This is a genomic window from Mycobacterium sp. 1245111.1 (genome assembly GCF_001673405.1).
Taxonomy (GTDB): domain Bacteria; phylum Actinomycetota; class Actinomycetes; order Mycobacteriales; family Mycobacteriaceae; genus Mycobacterium.
The window spans coordinates 14150-33293 of the sequence record NZ_LZLV01000096.1 but is presented as its reverse complement, the minus strand read 5'-3'; the positions used below and the strand labels follow the sequence as shown (position 1 = coordinate 33293).

Sequence of the window (19144 nt, the reverse complement as noted above, 5' to 3'; positions counted from 1 at the left end):
CCCTATGATTCGGGCTTTCAGCGGCCGTGGCCGAAGCCGCCGTGACCCCAGCCGCCACCACCGTGGCCCCAGCCACCGCCGCCGTGACCCCCGCCGGGTCCACCCCAACCTGGACCGCCACCGTGGCCCCAGGGCCCGTGGTCGCCGCCATGCGGGCCGCCCCATGCCGGCGGCGGCGGGCCAAGTCCGGGAATGCCGGGAAGGATTGGCGCAATCGGTATCGGCACCGGGGCCGGCACAATCGCCGGCGGCGGCGCCGGCGCGGGGACAAAGGCGGGTGGAGGCGCCGGCGCCGGGGCAGGAACGGCCGCGTGGACCGGTGCCGGAGCGGCCGGCGGAGCCGGTGCCTGGACGGGGGCGGCCGCTGGGGCGGGCGCGGGCGGCGCCGCGGGTGCCGGTGCCGGGGCCGGTACGCGGGCGGGTGCTACCACGTTGTGGCTGAGGCTAGGTCGCGTATTGGCCGTCGGTCGGATGCTGAAGGCAAGTGACACCACCAGACCCATCACGCCGGTCACGAAGATGAGCAGCACGCCCATCGCCACCAAAAACGGTCTGCGGCTGTCATGTTCCTGCTGCAGCCGGCCGAAGTCGGGATACATGCCGGTGGTGAAGTCTTCCGGCTCGTAGGCGTCTGCGCCCGCCTGCGTGTAGACCGCGGCCGAGTCGTCGGCGACGGCGCTGTATGCCAGCGCGTCCGGACCGGCGTCGGGGTGCGGCACCGCTGCTTCGGCGACGGCCAGATATCCCGGTGCATCCGCGTGCTGGCTCACCGATCCGGTGCCTGGGTCCAGCGCGTAGGCCAGCGCCGCTGTCGACGAGGCGAAAAGCGGCGCGCTGGCCGACGCCAGCGCGGCGCCGCGGGCCAACGCTGTCTCGGGATGGTCGGGCACGCTCAGCGGCAGCGACGTGGCGTCCTCGAGAGCCGGCTTGATCAACGGGATGTCGACGCCAGAGCCCACCACCAGCAGGCCTTCGGGCTGCTGGTCGAGTCCTTCGGCAGCGGAAGCCAAGTTGACCAGCGTGGCGACGGCCTGGTCGTCGTCGTCGGGCAACGTCTCGCGTTGCACATCGACGATCGAGCCGTCGGAGGTGTTGACCACTGCCAACGTCGCGGTATCCGGCTCGACGTAGAGCAGCGCGTTGCGCGCATAACCGGTTGCGCTGCCCAGCGACTGCGCCAGCGCGGCCGCGGCCAGGAACGACGACACCAACATCACGTTCTCGACCTTGCGAGCGGCCAACGCGTCGCGAAGTTCCGCCGCGGCCCGCTGGTCAGTCCAGGTCACGCCCGTCGAGCGCAGCTGGTAGCCGGCCTCGTCGGCGCCTTCGCGGGTGCCGAGAATGGCCGATACCACTTGATCCGGCGCGCTGAAGGTTGCCGGATCACTGTCGCCGGTAACCGCGATGTTGTCCTCGTCGACGGTTGCCCCGTCGGCATTTTCTCCCTCGACCAGCACGACGCGGACCGTCGTGGGCGCCATCGATACTCCGAGTACGGTGTCCACAATTCCTCCCGCCACTTTGCTAGTCGTCCGCGGGCCATCTGGATGGCGGACCGGTCGGTCGCCAACACAGAAGCCATCGCCACTTCGAAGCGCGGCGTTACTGCGCGGACTTTTACTGTTCACGAAGACGTGGCCAGGAGCAATGGTCGAGCAAGCCCCCCGGCCGACCCTTCTGACGAAATTTTACCTTGTCGCGCAACAAGCGAAAGGGTTAGTGGTGGCCGAAGCCGCCGCCGTGACCGAAGCCACCCCCTCCGAAACCGCCACCGCCGAAACCGCCTCCCCCGAAGCCGCCTGGCATGTGGCCACCGCCGAACGGATTGCCGCCGAAGCCGCCTGGACCGCCGCCGAACCCGCCGGGGTTACCGCCGAAGCCGCCCGGACCGCCGCCGAAACCTCCGGGATTACCGCCAAATCCGCCCGGGCCATTGCCAGGCGGATTGAATGCCGGTTCGTGTGGAGGGCTCAGCGGCGACGTCAGGCCGGGAATCCCGAGCCCCGGTAGTCCGGGTAGCACCGGCGGCGCCTGGGGAGGTGGCAGGTGTCCCGGCTCGGAGCCGGGGAATTGAATCGGCGGCTGCGGAGTCCCGATCGGAATCGGGTGCTGCGGTTCTGGCATCTGCACAGGCGGCTTCGGGGCCGGCCAATGCACCGGCGGCTGCACGGGGTCGGGAATCTGGACCGGCGGCGGCGACGGTGGCTTCACCACGGGCGGCGCGTGCACCGGGATGTGAACCGGAGCCGGCGCATGCACCGGAATCGGAAGCGGGACCACCACCGGAACAGGGGCCGGCGCAGGTGGCGCAGCCGGAATCGGCGGCGGCGCAGCGGGAATGGGCGGCGGTGCAAGCGGGGGCGCGGGAGCCGCGGGCGGTGGAGCCGGGATCGCCGCGTGCACCGGCGCGGGCACCGCCGCCGGAGTGATCATGTGGTTCACCTGTGGCGCCGGCGCACTCGCCTGAACCGGAGCCGGAGCGGGAGCGGGAGCCTGGACGATGAGATTCTGCAGCGGTCGGGGCAGTAGCGCAACGCTCGGCCGAATGCCAAGCGCAAGAGCAACTTCCAGCGACAGAGCGGCGGCGACGAAGAGTACCGCGAAGATACTGCCGACGAGAACCAGGGGACCGCGGTGGCGCTCGCCGTCGTGGTCTTCGACGCTCAACACCTCTTGTACGGCGGTGTGAATTTCGGCTTCCTCGTCCGGAACGGCGCTGTAGGCGAGATCGTCTTCACCCAACGTGGTGCCCGGCGGAACATCCGGTGCCACAAGGTATCCCGGCGATACGGCATATGGGTCGACCGCGCCGGTACCGGGATCGAGCGCGTACGCCAGCGCCGCGGTCGACGAGGCGAACAGCGGGGCGTTCGCCGACGCCAGGGCCGCGCCCCACGCCAAAGCGGTGTCGGGTTCCTCGGCCGCGGTGATCGGAATCGTGGTCGCCGCTTCCAGTTGCGACTTGATCGTGGCGACGTCCACGCCGGCGCCGACGATGAACACGCTCTGCGGGTGCGTCTCCAACTCCGCCAACCCGGCCACCATCGCGGTCAGCTCCGTGACGCTGTGCCCGTCGGACATCAACTCTTTGCGGACATCGGTGATGGATCCGTCGGCCGAGTCGATGACGGCCAACGTCGCGGTGTCGGGCTCGAGGAAGAGCAACGCGGTATGCGCGTCGCCGACCGTGCAGCCGACCGTCTGCGCCAGCGCGGCCGCTGCCATGAAGGACGACACCAACATGACGTTCTCGACCTTGCGGGTGGCCAGCGCGTCCCGCAGGGCGGCGGCGTCGAGAGGGTCGGTCCAGGTGACGCCCGTCGAGGTCAGCTCGTGGCCGGCCTCGCTGGCGCCTTCGCGGGTACCCAGGATCGCCGAGATCACCTGATCGGCGGCGCTCAGCGTCGCCGCGTCGTCGTCGGTCGTGATGCCGAACGTAGAGTCCTCAACCGTCACGCCGTCGGCGTTTTCGCCTTCGACCAGCAGCATTCGGACCGATGTGGGTGCCATTGACACCCCGAGGACGATGTCCACCGCGCCTCCAGAGCCAATTCGTAGCGCGCCACGGTTTAAGGCGGAGGGAACACCGCGTCCGGCGCTACTACTGCATAGTCTTCGCGCAACCTGTGGGCTGCAAGGGCTGAACTTAAGTGGACCTTATGAAGTTCAGATAGGACTTCGACGGGGTCGGTCCGCGCTGGCCCTGGTACTTCGACCCGACCGTCGCGCTGCCGTACGGATGTTCGGCCGGACTGGTCAGGCGCAGAATGCACAGCTGCCCGATCTTCATGCCCGGCCACAGCGTGATCGGCAGGTTGGCGACGTTGGAAAGCTCCAGTGTGATGTGGCCGCTGAAGCCGGGATCGATGAAGCCGGCGGTCGAATGGGTGAGCAAGCCAAGGCGGCCCAGCGATGATTTGCCTTCCAGGCGACCCGCCAAGTCCTCGGGCAGCGTGCAGGTTTCGAGCGTGGACCCGAGCACGAACTCGCCAGGATGCAGCACGAACGGCTCGCCCTCGGTCGGCTCGACCAAGGTAGTCAACTCGTCCTGTTGTTGCGCGGGATCGATGTGGGTGTAGCGGGTGTTGTTGAAAACCCGGAACAAGCTGTCGAGGCGGACGTCGACGCTGGACGGCTGGACCAAAGCGTCGTCGAACGGATCGATTCCCAACCGGCCGGCGGCGATTTCGGCCCTGAGATCGCGATCGGATAGCAGCACGCGACGAGCGTAGCCGCTGCGACGTCGCGCGTTTTCGTGGCGGCGCTGCGGGTAACCCCCGAAGGTGCGCGCGGAATCTGTAATTGCCGCAGCTGCGGTCGCCGTGACCGTCGCCGCGTGCTCGTGTCCCACCGGTTCGGCTGACCCCGGGTCCGAGAGTCCACCGTTCCCGATCGGTCAAATGGGCGTGCCCTTGCATGCGCGGTCGGCCGACGGCGCGACCGCGGACATCACTGTCAACAGTGCAACGTGGTCGCCGCCGGGGTGCACCACTCATTTTGCGGCTCCTACGCCTGGCTCCTCATGCAACGTGGTGGAAATGACCATCACCGCGACATCCGAGCGGTTCTTCCAGTTCAACCAGATGTTCATGTTCGCCGGATACGGCGGCGGCAGTCAGCCATGGACCCATCCCAACGATCCGCCCCAACCTTCAACGTTTGCGGTCGATTACCAGCGGCTCCACAAGATGCCCCCGCTTCAATCGGGCGGGCTTTCCGACGGTCAGACCGCGCATGGATTCGTCGGCTTCGGTATGGCGACGGCAGGCGACCTCTACATCACGATCAACGATCCCGGTAACTCCGCTCCCTACACCGAAGCGGGTTTTCTCGTTCACACCTGACGCAGCCACCGCCACTACCTATCGAGTGCTGCGGCGTGGATCGGACACAAGGACGCCGGCCTGACCACGCGGCTGTATGCTCACTCGCAGTTTGCTGCACTGCTGGACGACTGAACGGAGTTCTTGCAAGGCAGAGACACCCGGCCGATGTAGTTCAATGGCAGAACATCAGCTTCCCAAGCTGAATACGCGGGTTCGATTCCCGTCATCGGCTCCACGCACGAGACCCCCTAACTCGGGTGGTGCACCAGCTGTAAGCCGTACACCGGCGTCGGGATTCCTTCGCAACGGGCCTTGAGCTGCAGGGCGAGAAAACGCGAATAGTGCCGTGATTGGGCAAGGTTGCCGCCGTGGAACCACAGGTTCTCCTGCTGGGTCGGCTTCCACATGTTGCGCAGCTCGCCTTCCCACGGCCCGGGGTCTTGCGTGGTCCCCGAGCCCAGGCCCCACACCTTGCCGACTTTTTCGGCGACGTCTGGGCCGATCAGATCCGCCACAAAACTATTCATCGACTTAAAGCCGGTGGCATAGACAACGAGATCGGCAGGCAATTCCGTGCCGTCGTCCAGAATCACCGACTCCTCAGTCAGCCGATCGACCCCGCCGTGGCAGAGCTTGATGTTGCCGTCGCAGATCAGATCGGAGGCGCCCACATCGATGTAGAAGCCGCCGCCGCGGCGCAGGTACTTCATGAACTGGCCGGAATCGTCGTCGCCGAAGTCCAATCTGAACCCTGCCTTCTCCAAGCGGTCGTATAAATCCTTGTCCCGCAATCGCATTGCGTCCGAGATCGGTTTCTGGAAGTCCGCGATGATTCGGTATGGCAACGACGCGACCACCAGGTCAGCCGTCTCGGTGGTGATACCGGCGGCCGCCGCCTGCTCCGAATACAGGCCGCCGAGCGCGATTTCCAACACCGCCCCCGACGTGACGACGAGAGTGGAGGCGCGCTGCACCATCGTGACGTCAACCCCGTTCTCGTGCAGGGCCTTACAGATGTCATGCGCGGACGTGCCGGAGCCGATCACGACGGCCCGTCGACCGGCATAGCGGTCCGGGCCGGGGTGCTGGCTCGAATGATGTTGTTCGCCGCGGAAAACGTTCTGGCCGGGCAACTCCGGCACGTTCGGCTTGCCCGCCATCCCCGTCGCGAGCACCAGGTGGGTAGGTCGCAGAGTGAGCCGTTCACCGGCCCGGTCGACCTCGACCGTCCACTGCTTTGCCTGGGCATCGAACGAAGCCGACAGGCACGTGGTGGAGGCCCAGTAGGGAATCTCCATCACGCGGGTGTAGAACTCCAGCCAGTCGGCGATCTTGTCCTTCGGTGAAAACACCGGCCAGTTCGCCGGGAACGGCAAGTACGGAAAGTGGTCGTACCACACCGGATCATGAAGGCACAGCGTCTTATACCGCTGGCGCCAATGGTCGCCGGGACGGGCGTGCTTGTCGATCACGATGGTAGCCACGCCGAGTTGGCGCAGCCGGGCGCCCAACGCGATTCCGCCCTGGCCGCCGCCAACAACCACCACGTAGGGCTGCTGCGAATAGCCCAGCGACGCTTCGTGTTCCGCACGCTTCTCCGCCCACGAGCGGCCGTCCGGATCGGGTCCGTGCCGGGCGCCGAGTACGCGGCGAGAACCCACCGGCTCCTCGTGACCCTTCAGCTCGTCCAGCGCCGTCAGCAGTGTCCAACCGAGATCGCCTTTAAGCCGCAGATGACCGACTCCTCGGCCGACCCCAGTTTCAAATTCGATGAACGCCGATGCCACCCCACCTCCGTCATCCGTCGGCGTTTCACGAATGCGGAATCCGGACGGCTCGGTATCGGCGAGTCGTGCCCGCAACATGTCGGCGATGCCGTCGTGGCCCTCGACGGTCTTGATATTCCACGTGAACGCCACCAGGTCGCGCCAGATGCCGTCCGGGGCGAACTTCGCCACCACGCGGTCGATGTCACGCGCCGCAAGGGCCGACTCGAAGTCGGCCAACCACGCGTGAACGCGGGCCTGTGGCGATTGAGTCATAGGCTTTTCGCGAAGCCGCTGAGATCGCGCACGCTGGCGGCGAACACGTCGGGCATGACGCCCGGGAACAACAAGTCGCCGCCGTGACAGGTGCCCGCGACCACTCTGCCAACCGCCGGCACCCCGGCACGCAGCAGCCGCCGGTAGTAGTCCAGGCCCTCGTCGCGCATCGGGTCGAGCTCGTTCACCGAAATCACATGTGGCGGTAGATTTTTCAGGTCATCGTCGGTCGCATAGCCGGCGAAACACGTCGGGTCGTTCACGTGCTCGCCGTCCGGGTCGTAGATTGAGCCGAGAAGCTCGGCCTGCTGGAGGTTGACGAAGTAGCCGTCACACTCGCGCAACGACGGCAAGTCGTCGGGGACCTCGTGCCACTTGTTCGAGATGTAGGGGCATTGCGCGTAGAACCCGGCGATCTCGTCCAGCCACCCTTCTCGTTTGGCCTTGTGCCCGACCGTGAGGGTGAGATTGCCTCCGCCCGACTCGCCGGACACGATCAGGTGGCTGATGCCGAGCTCGTCGCGATGCGCCGCAACCCACCTCACGCCCGATGCGCAGTCGTTCAATCCGGCCGGAAACTTGTGCGGGCCAAGCTTTCCCCCGGAGTTACGGAATTCGACTCCGACGACGACCAGGCCCGTCCCCGCGATGTGTTCCCGGATCCGGTAGTACATCGTGTCGGCGGCGCTGGCGATGGCCATGCCACCACCGTGAAGATGCACGATCGCCGGCAGCGGACCGTCGACGTCCGGGCGACTGATGTAGAGCGTGACGTCGTTGCCGTCCTCACCGGTGATCGTCGTTGTTTTGGTAGTGACGCCAACCGCCTCGGGAACTCCGGGGGCGAAGGCATCCAGCACCGCGCCGATCCCCGCCTCGCACATGTCGGCATACGCGAGACGTTCCGCCAACGGCGCATCGATGGAGAGTGGGACGACGGGCATGTTGCCGGCGATTCCGAGTTGCGCCATCGCTTCGACCATTCGTGGGTCCGACCGAGGGTCGGTCCCGAGCGAACAATCCGGATCTGCAAGACGACCTTCAGCCATGTGGTGACGTTACAGCGAGATGCCGCATCGACTCACCCAGATGCGCCGCGGGTGCACACTGGTGCGATGAAGGTATTGGTGTCGACGTCACTACGGCGGCCCTGATGGCATCCGAGCCGCGCCCGCTGAACGGCCTCTCAGATATTCGCGCGTTCTTCCACACCAACAAGGTGCCGCTGTACTTCATCTCGCCCACCCCATTCAACCTGCTAGGCATCGACCGCTGGATACGAAACTTCTTCTACCTCACCTACTTTGACTCTTTCGAGGGCATACATTCGCGTGTGTTCGTACCCCGGCGGCGCGACCGCCTTGATTTCGACTCGATGGGGGACGTCTGCAACCATCTACTGACCGACCCTGAGACGCTCGACTTCATCGCGGGCCGAGGGCCAGGCGCCAAGGCCTGTTTTGTGATGCTGGACGAGGAAACCCAGGCCCTCGCGCGAAAGGCGGGTCTGGAGGTCATGCACCCCTCGGTCGAACTGCGCAACCGACTGGGCTCCAAGACCGTGATGACCCGTCTCGCCGACGAGGCGGGCGTACCGAGCGTGCCGCACGTGATGGGCCGGGCCGGCTCCTACGACGAGCTTCTGACGCTCGCGCAGGGCGCCGGATTGGGAGACGACCTGGTCATTTCGATCCCATATGGCAACGCCGGCAGCGGAACGTTCTTCGTGCGCGGCCAGCGCGACTGGGATGAGCATGCCGGTGACCTGAGTGGACAGCAGGAATTCAAGGTCATGAAGCGCATCCGTAATGTCGAGGTGTGCATCGAAGGCGCCGTGACCCGCCACGGCACCGTGATCGGCCCCGCGATGACGAGCCTCGTCGGCTATTCGGAGCTGACTCCGTATCGAGGCAGCTGGTGCGGCAATGACATCTGGCGCGAGGTCCTTCCACCGCACCAGACCCACGCCGCCCGGCAGATGGTGGGCAAGCTGGGCGACATCCTCAGCCGCGAGGGATACCGCGGCTACTTCGAGGTCGATCTGCTGCACGATCTGGATTCCGACGTTCTCTACCTCGGGGAAGTGAACCCGCGGCTATCCGGTGCGAGTCCGATGACGAACCTGACCACCGAGGCCTACGCCGACATGCCGTTGTTCCTCTTTCACCTGCTCGAGTACATGGATGTCGAGTACGAGCTCGACATTGATGAGATCAACTCGCGCTGGGAACGTGGTTATGGCGAGGACGAGGTCTGGAGCCAAGTAATCATCAACGAAACATCAACGGAAATCGAGCTTTTCACTGCGACGCCCCGCACCGGGGTATGGCGCATCGATGACGATGGTCGCACCTCGTTTGCCCGGCCCGCCAACGACTGGGCGACGCTGCTCGACGGTTCCGAGGCTTTCTACATGCGGGTTGCGGCACCCGGCGACCTACGCTCCGAAGGCGCTCAACTCGGTGTGCTCGTCACCCGCGGACACTTGCAGACCGACGACTATCGGCTCACCGAACGCTGTCAGCGCTGGGTCAAAGGCATGAAAGCCAAGTTCGTCTCGACACCTCTGGTCCCGGCGTCGCCTATCGTCTCGCGGCTCGTCGCACGAGCGTGAGCGTGAGCGAACCTACGCCCGATCCCCCGGCCGGAATCTCACTGCACAATTGGCTGCAGCCGCCCTATTCACACTGGTCTTTCCAGCACGTCGAAGACTTCGTACCGACCGCAGTGATCTCGCGCGGAAGCGATCCGGCGGCCCGTCTCAGTACAGCCGGCGGGCAGGCGGCCGAGATTGCGGTCACCGCGAGCGGCGGGCGCATCAGCACGGTCGGCGAAGTCATGCGCGCCACCGCCACCGACGGGTGGGCTGTCGCTCACCGGGGGCGGGTGGTTGTCGAGCAGTACTTCGGCGGCATGCGTGCCGATACCCGGCATCTGGTGTTCTCGGTGAGCAAGTCGTTGGTGGGTGCAGTCGTCGGCGTATTGCATGGGAGTGGTGTGCTCGACCTCGACGCACCAGTCACCACTTTCGTTCCTGCGCTGGCGAACTCCGGGTACGCCGGTGCGACGGTTCGCCATCTGCTGGACATGCGCTCGGGTATCGGTTTCTCCGAGGATTACAGCGACCCGGACGCCGAGATACACCTGCTCGATCAGGCGATGGGATGGGCTCCGAAGAAAAGCCTCACGGCGCCCTCCACGGTGCGTGACTTCTTGCTCACCTTGCGGAAGAAATCGCCGCACGGCGGGCCGTTTGAATACCGCTCATGTGAGACCGACGTGCTCGGTTGGATCTGCGAAGTCGCGGGCAGTCAGCCGATGCCCGATCTGATGTCCGAGTGTCTGTGGAGCCGAATCGGCGCCGAACACGATGCGACGATCGCCCTCGACCCGGTAGGCACCGGATTCTTCGACGGCGGCGTCAACGCCGCGCTCATCGACCTCATCCGGTTCGGCTCGCTGTTTCTGCACGACGGTGCGTCGTTGACCGGCTCTCAGGTGCTACCGGCGGCATGGATCGCCGACACCCTCACCGGTGGGCCCGATTCACGCCGGGCCTTCGCCGCAAATCCCGACGACACCGATTTGCCGGGCGGGATGTATCGCAACCAGATGTGGGTTCCCTACGCGGGTAGCGAGGTCGTGCTGTGCCTGGGCATGTGCGGCCAGATGATCTACGTCAACCGCCCCGCGCAGATGGTGGCCGCCAAGGTCTCTGCCCAACGACACTCGCACGAGCCGCACGTGCTGGACACGCTGCGCGCGTTCGACGCGGTGGCGCATGAGCTGGGCTGAGTCCAAATAAAGCTAGCGGCAGGCGAATATCCGGCTGGTAACTTCGTCCGCTATGGGTGCATTGGATGGACGCGTTGCCTTGATCACCGGCGGAGCGCGCGGGCAGGGCCGCGCACACGCGCTAGCGCTGGCCGCCGAGGGCGCCGATATCGTGGTCGCCGACGCTCCGAGAGCGATGGCCGATCTGACCTATCCACTGGGCACCGAGGACGACCTGCGCGAAACCGCCAAGCTGGTCGACGAACTGGGTCGGCGCTGCGTGCCGCTGACCCTCGACGTGCGCGACGCGGCCGCGGTCAACGCCGCGGTCACGCAGACCGTCGCCGACCTCGGCAGCCTAGACATCGTGGTCGCCAACGCCGGCATCGTCAGTACCGGACCGCTCGACGAGGTCAGCGACGGGATGTGGCAGCAGCTCGTCGACACCAACCTGACCGGCGCGTTCCACACCCTGCGTGCGGCGATACCGGTGATGCGGCAGCAGCGATTTGGCCGCATCGTCGTCACGTCGTCGATGGGCGGCCGGATGGGCATCCCCGACCTGGCCGCATACAACGCCACCAAATGGGGCGTCATCGGCTTGGCGAAATCCGCCGCGCTGGAAGTCGCCAAGGACGGCGTGACGATCAACGTCGTCTGCCCGACCACCACGCAGACCCCGATGGTGCAACCCGCCGGCGGCGACGACATCCCCGACGAGCTGGTGCGCCGCATGATGAAGGCCAACCCGATCCCGCAGCCGTGGCTGCAGCCCGAAGACGTCAGCCGCGGCGTGCTCTACCTCGTCACCGATCCCGGAGTGATCACCGGCAGCGTGCTCGAGATCGGCCTCGGCGGCAGCGCCCGAATTCATTGATGCATCAAGCATTTACGACGGCGTGGTCCTTCCGTTCCAGCGGCGCCGGCCACGGCGACGGCTTCGGCCGCTGTCGGACGACTTGCGGCCACCAGAACCACTTGCCCATCAGCGCGGCGATCGACGGCGTCATCAGTGACCGGACGATCAGCGTGTCGAACAGCAATCCGAGGCCGATCGTGGTGCCGACCTGTCCGATCACCGTCAACTGACTGACCGCCATCGTCATCATCGTGAACGCGAACACCAATCCGGCGGAGGTGACCACCGATCCGGTGCCGCCCATCGACCGGATGATCCCGGTGTTCAGCCCGGCGTGGATTTCTTCCTTGAACCTCGACACCAGCAGCAAGTTGTAGTCGGCGCCCACCGCAAGCAGGATGATCACCGACATCGCGAGCACCATCCAGTGCAACTCGATCCCGATCAGGTGCTGCCAGATCAGGACCGACAAACCGAACGACGCGCCGAGTGACAGCAACACGGTTCCCACGATCACCGCCGACGCCACCACACTTCGCGTGATGATCAGCATGATGATGAAAATCAGGCACAGCGAAGCGATTCCGGCGATCAGCAGGTCGTAGTTGCTGCCGTCGGCCATGTCCTTGAACGTGGCCGCGGTACCGCCCAGGTAGATCGTCGAGCCCTCCAACGGCGTGCCTTTGAGAGCCTCCTTGGCCGCATTCTTGATCGCGTCGATGTGCGAGATACCCTCTTCGGTCATCGGATCGCCGGCGTGGCTGATGATGAACCGCACCGCGTGACCGTCCGGCGAGATGAAGTTCTTCATGCCCCGCTTGAATTCTGCGTTATTGAACGTCTCCGGGGGAAGGTAGAAGGACTCGTCGTTCTTGGACTGGTCGAAGGCCTTGCCCATCGCCGTCGAGTTCTTCTGCGACTCAACTTGCTGATCCAGCAAGCCTTTCTGGCTCTGATACATGGTCAGCATCGTCTTCTTCATGTCCTTCATGTTCGCGATCATCTCGGGCATCATCGCGCTCAACTGCGGCATGAGGGTGTCGAGGTGATCCATGACGGGCAGCAGGCTCTCGATGTCGTCGGTCATCGTGTCGATGCCGTCCAGCCCATCGAAGACCGACCGTAAAGACCAGCACACCGGGATGTCGAAACAGTGCTTTTCCCAGTAGAAGTAGCTGCGGATCGGGCGGAAGAAGTCCTCGAAATCCGCCATCCGATCCCGTAATTCGGAGACGTCGATGGTCATCGAATGCATCTTCTGGACCATGATGTGCATGTCGTCGGACATCTGCTTGGTCAACCGAGACATCTTCTCCATGCTGTCGATCGTGGTCTGCATCTCGTCCGACTGCTTGAGCATGTCGGCCATCTGATCCATCTGATACTTCTGGTTCAGCTGCTGGGTGACGCCTTGCATGCTGATCTGGAACGGGATCGAGGTGTGCTCGATCGGCGTTCCCTCCGGTCGCGTAATCGCCTGCACGCGACCAATTCCCGGGACCCGGAAGATCGCCTTGGCGATCTTGTCGATCACCAGAAAGTCCGCCGAGTTGCGGAGGTCGTGGTCGGTTTCGATCATCAGCAGTTCGGGATTCATCCGCGCCTGGGAGAAGTGCCGATCGGCGGCGGCATAACCGGAGTTGGCCGGCAGATCGGCCGGCAGGTAGTTGCGGTCGTTGTAGTTGGTGCGGTAGCCGGGCAGCGTCAGCAGCCCGACGAGGGCCACCGCGATCGTCGCAACCAGGATTGGGCCGGGCCAGCGGACCACGACGGCGCCGATCTTGCGCCAGCCGCGAATGCGGGTGTTCCGCCGTGGCTCCAGCGTCTGCCGGAACCGCGAGGCCACCGAAATCACCGCGGGGCCAAGGGTTAACGCGGCGGCCACCACCACGACCATCCCGATCGCCAGTGGAATGCCCAGTGTCTGGAAATACGGCAGGTTGGTGAAGTGCAGGCAGAACGTCGCGCCGGCGATGGTCAGCCCGGACCCGAGCACCACGTGGGCGGTACCGGAGAACATCTCGTAGTAGGCGTCCTCACGCGACGCACCCTTGCCTCGCGCCTCTTGATAGCGACCGATCAGGAAGATCGCGTAGTCGGTGGCGGCGGCGATCGCCAGGGTCACCAACAGGTTGGTGGCGAACGTCGAGAGCAGGATCACCTTGTGATAGCCCAGGAATGCCACCAATCCACGGGCGGCACCGAGTTCCAACACGACCATCGCCAAGGTCAGGAGCACGGTGATGACCGAGCGGTACACCATCAAGAGCATCCCGATGATGACCGCGAACGTGACGGTTTCGATCACCTGCAGGCTGCGGTCACCGGCGATGTTCTGGTCGGCCGACATCGCCGCCGACCCGGTGACGTAAATCTTGACGCCGTTCGGCGGCGCAACGCTTTTGACGATCTGCTGAACGGCCTCGACCGACTCGTTGGCCAACGCCTCGCCCTGGTTACCGGCGAGGTATACCTGCACGTAGGCGGCCTTGCCGTCGTTGCTCTGCGCACCCGCTCCGGTCAGCGGATCACTCCACAGATCCTGAACGTGCTCAACGTGTTTGGGGTCAGCCTCGAGCTTTTTGACGACCTGGTCGTAGTACGCGTGCGCGTCGGCGCCGAGTGGCTTTTGACCCTCCAGGACGATCATCACCGCGCTGTTCGACTTGTACTCTTTGAACACCTCGCCGACGCGCTTGGTGGCGATCACCGACGATGCGTCCTCGGGACTCATCGACACCGAGCGCATCTTCCCGACTTCTTCGAGCTGCGGGACGATGACGTTGAGCAGGGCGATCAGCGCGATCCAGCCGATGATGATCGGCACTGCGAAGGTGCGGATGAAGTGCGGTATCCGTTCGCGGGCGGCATGCTTGGCGACCGGGATCTGGTCCGTGTGCGCCTCGGAAAACACTGTGCTCATACCGATTTCACCATGCAGAAGGTCAGGGCGTGCACGCCGGTGTTGGATTTCTCGTCTTTGACTTCATCGTCGACGGTGATGCGGCAACCGATGAAATCACCGTCACTTTGCGCCACGATGTTCGGAAACACCGATGGCGCAGTCGTTTTGAGCACCAGCGTCCAGGGCAGCGGCGCGTTGTCGACCCGCTGCGGATCGGCGCTGAGATCCAGGTAATTCACGTTGGCGTGGCCGGCCTGGCCGAATATCTCGTATTTCACGACCTTCGGCTTGAACGGTTTGGAGTCGTCGAGTTTGGTCGTGGTCAGCGCTCCGGTGTCGTGGGCGCCGAAGAACGACTTCACCCGCGTCACGGCGAAGCCACCCACCACCAGCACCGCGACGATCAGTAGCGGCAACCATGCGTTGCGGATCAGCTTGGACATCTGCACCTGCTGGGTCCCTCCCGGTCAGATCGCGGGCAGCACGAATAAGCCTGCGTCGCAGACGGATTCATCACACTGGCACACCGGGTACGTTTCGCTCCGGTGCGCCCGCACGAGCATTGCTACATCATGTGCACATTTTGCAGAATGTGCAAGTTTTTCTGTTAGTGGGTCAAATCACTTTGTGAAAATGCTGTTGACCAGCGCCGCGGCCCGCTCGACGTACGGCAAGGGCGTGTCGTCGGCGTCCTCCGGCTTGCCCTGCGTCCAGCGCTCGATACCGGATCGGATGGCGGTCAGAGCCAGCGCCGAGATCACCGCCGGGATCTCGTCGTCGGGCTTCATGCCCTGTCGACGGGCGACGACGTCGATCAGGTGATTTTGAAAACGCTCCAGATCGGCCAGGAACGCCGACAGCATGGCGGGTGCCGTCTTGGCGAGTTCCAGGCAGGTCTCGGCCTGTTCGCGGTCCGGCGGCATGTCCCGGAGGTGGTGAGCGGCCAGCATGATCAGCTCGTTCAACACCACCGAATACTTGGCCGGGCCGGCGGCGACGAACTCGTCGACCAGTTCCTCCGGTATGTCCGAGGGGCCGTAGGCGATCGCGGATTCCTTGTTCGGGAAATAGTTGAAAAACGTGCGCACCGAGACGCCGGCCGCGGCGCAGATCTCGTCGACGGTCACCTTGTCGAAGCCGCGTTTGCGCGTGAGCCGCACCGCGGCGTCACGGATGTCCGCGCTGGTCTGCCGGCGACGGCGTTCGCGCAGACCTATCTCAGTGGCCATACCTCATGGTGACACGAGGCCATCCGGTTACGCCGCCGACTTCTCCAGGATGTGGACGCCGCACGCCGAGCCGAGGCCGATCACGTGCGCCAACCCGACTTTGGCGTTGGCGATCTGCCGGTCGCCCGCTTCGCCGCGCAGGTGGTGGCAGATCTCCCAGATGTTCGCGATTCCCGTCGCCGCGATGGGATGCCCCTTGGACTGCAGCCCGCCCGACACGTTGACCGGCGTCGAGCCGTCGCGCCACGTCGCGCCGCTGTTGAAAAAGTCTGCGGCCCCACCTATTTCGCACAGCATCAGGTTGTCGTAGTGCACCAGCTCGGCGGTGGCGAAGCAGTCGTGCAACTCCACCAGGTCGAGGTCGCCCGGCCCGATACCGGCCTGCTCGTAGGCGGTCGCCGCGGCGTTGCGGGTCAGCGTGTTGACGTTCGGCAGCACCTGACAGCCGTCCTCGAACGGGTCGGTGGTCAGGATCGACGCGGCGACCTTCACCGCCCGCTTGCGCTGCTGCAATGACAGCGATTTCAACGTCTCGCCGTTGCACACCACCGCGGCCGCGGCGCCGTCGCAGTTGGCCGAACACATCGGCCGCGTGTTGGGGTACGCGATCATCACGTCGTTCATGATCTGCTCGAGGGTGAACTTCTTCTGGTACGCCGCCAGTGGATTCAGCGTCGAGTGGGCATGGTTTTTCTCGCTGATCTTGGCGAACAACTCGAAGCTGGTGCCGCCGTACTTGTGGCCGTATTCCGTGCCGATCTGAGCAAACACGCCGGGCATGGACTCGGTGCCGATCCGCCCGTCGATCGGGGCCACCGCGCCGTAACGGCCTTTGGCCTCCCAGACGTCGGAATCCTTTTTCTTCGTGCCCGCACCGCCGAGCAATCCCGCGCCGGACAGCTTTTCCACTCCGACCGCGAGGCCGTACTTCACCTCCCCGGCTTTGACTGCCATGATCGCGGTCCGCAGCGCGGTCGCACCGGTGGCGCAGGCATTGGCCACGTTGTAGACCGGGATACCGGTCTGACCGATCTGCTTTTGCAACTGCTGCCCAATTCCGGCGTTGGCCGCCATCAGATTTCCGGCGGCAATCACGCCGATGTCGGCCATCGTCACCCCCGCATCGGCAAGCGCACCCGTCGCCGCCTCGGCCGCGAGATCAACGGTGTCCTTGTCGGCGTGCTTGCCGAATTTGGTCATCCGGATACCGAGGATCCAAATGTCGTCGCTGGCGCTCATGGGCTACTCCTTGCTCCTGGGAATCGTCAGTTCACGGGCTCGAAGCCGAAGCCGACAGCCTCGGTGCCCGCCGAGTCGGTGCCGATCGGGAATGTCGTGAGTCGCACTTTCATGCCGTCACGGATGTGCTCGGGATCGGGCTCGACGTTGACCAAATTCGCGCGCACCTGGGTGCCGTCGCAGTCGACGACGGAAGCGACGAATGGGGTCGGAATGCCGGGTGCGGCAAAAGTGACAATGGTGAAGGCCCGCACGGTGCCCTCGCTGGGCACCGCGACCATCCGGAATTCCGACGCGAAACAACCGGCGCAGGCGTTACGCCGATCGAAAAATCGGGCGCCGCAGTTTTCGCATTCCTGCGCGACGAGGTGCGGATCGCCGTCGTCGAGCACCAAATAGTCGACCAAGGGGATCTTGCCCGCCATAACACCTCCGTTGTCTGTAGTGTCGACGGTAGCGAGTTCGGTTCAAACAACGATGCCGAATATCAAGATCGGTCCAGCGAAAAGCGAGACTTCCGCCGCGACAAGCGAAGTGCGTAAACTCCTCGCTGACGATAGTTAAGAAGACACGACAATCTTTAGGTCGATTTGGGTATGCGCGACGGGGCTGCGGCACAGGTTGAGTCCGACCACGAATCGCTCTGGACCTACGTCGCGTGTCCCACTCTCGTCGTCGACCAGACCGGAGTCATCAGTGCGCTGAGCGCGTCGGCGCAAGAGCTACTCCCGTCGGCCGCCCTGGGAAGTCAGCTGGAAGCGGCCGTCGATTGGCTCTCGCCGGTCCACATGCGGCTGGTCGCGCCCTCACAGACACCCCACAGTCGGGAATCGTTCAACGCCGGCGGGCCCGTCGGCGGCCGCAAATTCGAAGCCCACCACGCCGCGCTGCCCAGCGGAGAAGTGGCGTGGTCGCTGGTCGAGGACACCGGCCACGTGCTGCGGGAAGCCCAGCATGCGCTGACCCGTGAGCACGAGCGCGCCGAGTTCCTGCTCGAGGCGTCGTCGGTGCTGATGGCCTCGTTGAACATCGACCGCTGCCGCGAAGCCACGGCGCTGTTGGCCGCCCGGGATCTGGCCGACGCGGCTGTCGTCGTTGCACCCGCCGGCCGCGGCCGGCGAATGCCGATCTTTTACTGCGACCGCGCCGGGGCGGCGGAACAGCGCAGCGTCGACGCGGATCCCGCTTCGGTGCCGGGTCTCAGTGAAGCGCTCCGGGGATTCCCGCCGGTACCCTCGCGCTGGATCGACGCGGCCACGCTGCCGGATTGGTTGATTCCGACCGGCTTTCCCGGGCCGGTGCGGTCGGCGTTGATCACCCCGCTGCCCGGCCATGGCGTCTCGGCCGGGGCGCTGCTGCTGCTGCGGAATGCCGAGGAAGCCGAGTTCGATGAGCGCGACGAGGTGCTGGCGCGGTTGTTCGCGGCGCGGGCCGGTGCGGCCTTGTCCGCGGCGCGCCTCTACGCCGACCAGGCCGCGATTACCCGCACGCTGATGCGCGACCTGCTGCCGCCGCAGTTGCAGCCGGTCCACGGGATTGAATTCGCGGGCTCGTATCGGGCTTCGGAAGACTACGAAGTCGTCGGCGGCGACTTCTACGACGTCCATCCCGCCGCGACGCCCGACGGCGAGACGCTGGTCGTGCTCGGCGATGTGTGCGGTAAAGGCCTCGAGGCAGCGATGCTCACCGGCAAGATCCGCAACACGCTGCAGGCATTGACGCCGCTGGCGGCCGATCACCGCGCCGTCCTCGAATTACTCAACGGCGCAATGCTGTCGGTGGAGCACGCCCGGTTCGCCACCCTGGTGCTGGCGTCGGTTGCCAATTGCGACGGTTCCGTGATGGTCCGCCTGACCAGCGCGGGCCATCTGCCCCCGTTGATCATTCGCGACGACGGGCGGGTGGAGCAGGCCGACACCCGTGGCACGCTGATCGGCGCTCTTCCGACCATCGAGGCGCAATCGTTCGAGACGACGCTGGCGCCCGGCGAGACCTGCGTGCTCTACACCGACGGAGTCACCGAGGCCCGCGGCGGCCCGCTCGGCGATTACATGTTCGGCGAGGAACGCCTGGCCTCCGCGCTCGCCGAGTGCGGTGGATTGCCGGCCACAGCAGTGGTCGAGCGGGTGATGATGCTGGCCACCCAGTGGGTCGGACAGCGGGTTCACGACGACATCGCGGTCGTGGCCATCACCGCCCCGCGCCGCACGCACTTGAGCGCCGTCGACGGCCACACCCGGGGAAGGTTTACGGCTTGAGCGTTCCCGACG

The 19144-nt window shown here is 65.2% G+C and carries 15 protein-coding genes and 1 tRNA gene; 6 read left to right on the top strand and 10 right to left on the bottom strand.

The window, feature by feature from the left end:
* Nucleotides 1-17: 17 nt before the first annotated feature.
* The 3 genes from A5658_RS14005 to dcd all read right to left on the bottom strand — a co-directional run bounded on the left by A5658_RS14005 (nucleotide 18) and on the right by dcd (nucleotide 4219).
* A complete protein-coding gene (locus A5658_RS14005) occupies nucleotides 18-1481 on the bottom strand; it encodes a hypothetical protein (protein WP_067335898.1) in 1464 nt (487 codons plus the stop codon).
* A 235-nt stretch (nucleotides 1482-1716) separates the two neighbouring features.
* The gene (locus tag A5658_RS29205) at nucleotides 1717-3534 is read right to left on the bottom strand and encodes a hypothetical protein (RefSeq protein ID WP_067335785.1); all 1818 of its coding nucleotides are present in this window, start codon (nucleotides 3532-3534) and stop codon (nucleotides 1717-1719) included.
* Nucleotides 3535-3646: 112 nt separating this feature from the next.
* A complete protein-coding gene (gene dcd, locus A5658_RS13995) occupies nucleotides 3647-4219 on the bottom strand; it encodes a dCTP deaminase (protein WP_067335782.1) in 573 nt (190 codons plus the stop codon).
* A 319-nt stretch (nucleotides 4220-4538) separates the two neighbouring features.
* On the opposite strand from dcd, the gene A5658_RS28795 reads away from it, so the two are divergent.
* On the top strand, nucleotides 4539-4844 hold the full coding sequence (locus A5658_RS28795; protein WP_231997321.1) for a hypothetical protein: 306 nt from the start codon (nucleotides 4539-4541) through the stop codon (nucleotides 4842-4844).
* Between the two features lie 143 nt (nucleotides 4845-4987).
* Nucleotides 4988-5061: transfer RNA gene (locus A5658_RS13985), tRNA-Gly, on the top strand.
* A 13-nt stretch (nucleotides 5062-5074) separates the two neighbouring features.
* On the opposite strand, the gene A5658_RS13980 is transcribed toward A5658_RS13985, so the two are convergent.
* Together A5658_RS13980 and A5658_RS13975 are read right to left on the bottom strand one after the other, a co-directional pair.
* Nucleotides 5075-6868 carry an NAD(P)/FAD-dependent oxidoreductase gene (locus A5658_RS13980; protein WP_067335776.1) on the bottom strand — a complete coding sequence of 598 codons (1794 nt, stop codon included), beginning with the start codon at nucleotides 6866-6868 and terminating at the stop codon, nucleotides 5075-5077.
* A complete protein-coding gene (locus tag A5658_RS13975) occupies nucleotides 6865-7917 on the bottom strand; it encodes an alpha/beta hydrolase fold domain-containing protein (RefSeq protein WP_067335773.1) in 1053 nt (350 codons plus the stop codon). Before A5658_RS13975 ends, A5658_RS13980 begins: the two co-directional genes overlap by 4 nt.
* A gap of 104 nt (nucleotides 7918-8021) precedes the next feature.
* Between A5658_RS13975 and A5658_RS13970 the strand changes: the two genes are divergently transcribed.
* Genes A5658_RS13970 through A5658_RS13960 form a run of 3 tightly spaced genes read left to right on the top strand, consistent with a single transcriptional unit; the run spans nucleotide 8022 to nucleotide 11519 of the window.
* Nucleotides 8022-9482, top strand: a complete 1461-nt coding sequence (locus A5658_RS13970; protein WP_067335771.1) for a biotin carboxylase — start codon at nucleotides 8022-8024, stop codon at nucleotides 9480-9482.
* Nucleotides 9483-9484: 2 nt separating this feature from the next.
* On the top strand, nucleotides 9485-10663 hold the full coding sequence (locus A5658_RS13965; RefSeq protein ID WP_067335768.1) for a serine hydrolase: 1179 nt from the start codon (nucleotides 9485-9487) through the stop codon (nucleotides 10661-10663).
* A 52-nt stretch (nucleotides 10664-10715) separates the two neighbouring features.
* Nucleotides 10716-11519 (top strand): mycofactocin-coupled SDR family oxidoreductase, encoded by an 804-nt coding sequence (locus A5658_RS13960; RefSeq protein WP_067335766.1) that lies wholly within the window; start codon nucleotides 10716-10718, stop codon nucleotides 11517-11519.
* Nucleotides 11520-11523: 4 nt separating this feature from the next.
* Here the strand turns inward: A5658_RS13960 and A5658_RS13955 are convergent, their stop codons facing one another.
* The 5 genes from A5658_RS13955 to A5658_RS13935 all read right to left on the bottom strand — a co-directional run bounded on the left by A5658_RS13955 (nucleotide 11524) and on the right by A5658_RS13935 (nucleotide 17299).
* Nucleotides 11524-14424 (bottom strand): RND family transporter, encoded by a 2901-nt coding sequence (locus A5658_RS13955; protein WP_067335763.1) that lies wholly within the window; start codon nucleotides 14422-14424, stop codon nucleotides 11524-11526.
* A complete protein-coding gene (locus A5658_RS13950) occupies nucleotides 14421-14849 on the bottom strand; it encodes an MmpS family transport accessory protein (protein WP_197503121.1) in 429 nt (142 codons plus the stop codon). Before A5658_RS13950 ends, A5658_RS13955 begins: the two co-directional genes overlap by 4 nt.
* A 177-nt stretch (nucleotides 14850-15026) precedes the next feature.
* Nucleotides 15027-15635 (bottom strand): TetR family transcriptional regulator, encoded by a 609-nt coding sequence (locus A5658_RS13945; RefSeq protein WP_067335761.1) that lies wholly within the window; start codon nucleotides 15633-15635, stop codon nucleotides 15027-15029.
* 27 nt (nucleotides 15636-15662) lie between these two features.
* Entirely contained in the window at nucleotides 15663-16874 is a 1212-nt protein-coding gene (locus A5658_RS13940) for a thiolase family protein (RefSeq protein WP_067335759.1), read from the bottom strand.
* Between the two features lie 26 nt (nucleotides 16875-16900).
* Complete coding sequence (locus A5658_RS13935; RefSeq protein WP_067335757.1) at nucleotides 16901-17299, bottom strand: Zn-ribbon domain-containing OB-fold protein; 399 nt, start codon at nucleotides 17297-17299, stop codon at nucleotides 16901-16903.
* 171 nt (nucleotides 17300-17470) lie between these two features.
* Here A5658_RS13935 and A5658_RS13930 point away from each other — a divergent pair, with 171 nt between their 5' ends.
* A complete protein-coding gene (locus tag A5658_RS13930; RefSeq protein ID WP_067335753.1) occupies nucleotides 17471-19132 on the top strand; it encodes a PP2C family protein-serine/threonine phosphatase in 1662 nt (553 codons plus the stop codon).
* The last annotated feature ends 12 nt before the right edge of the window (nucleotides 19133-19144 follow it).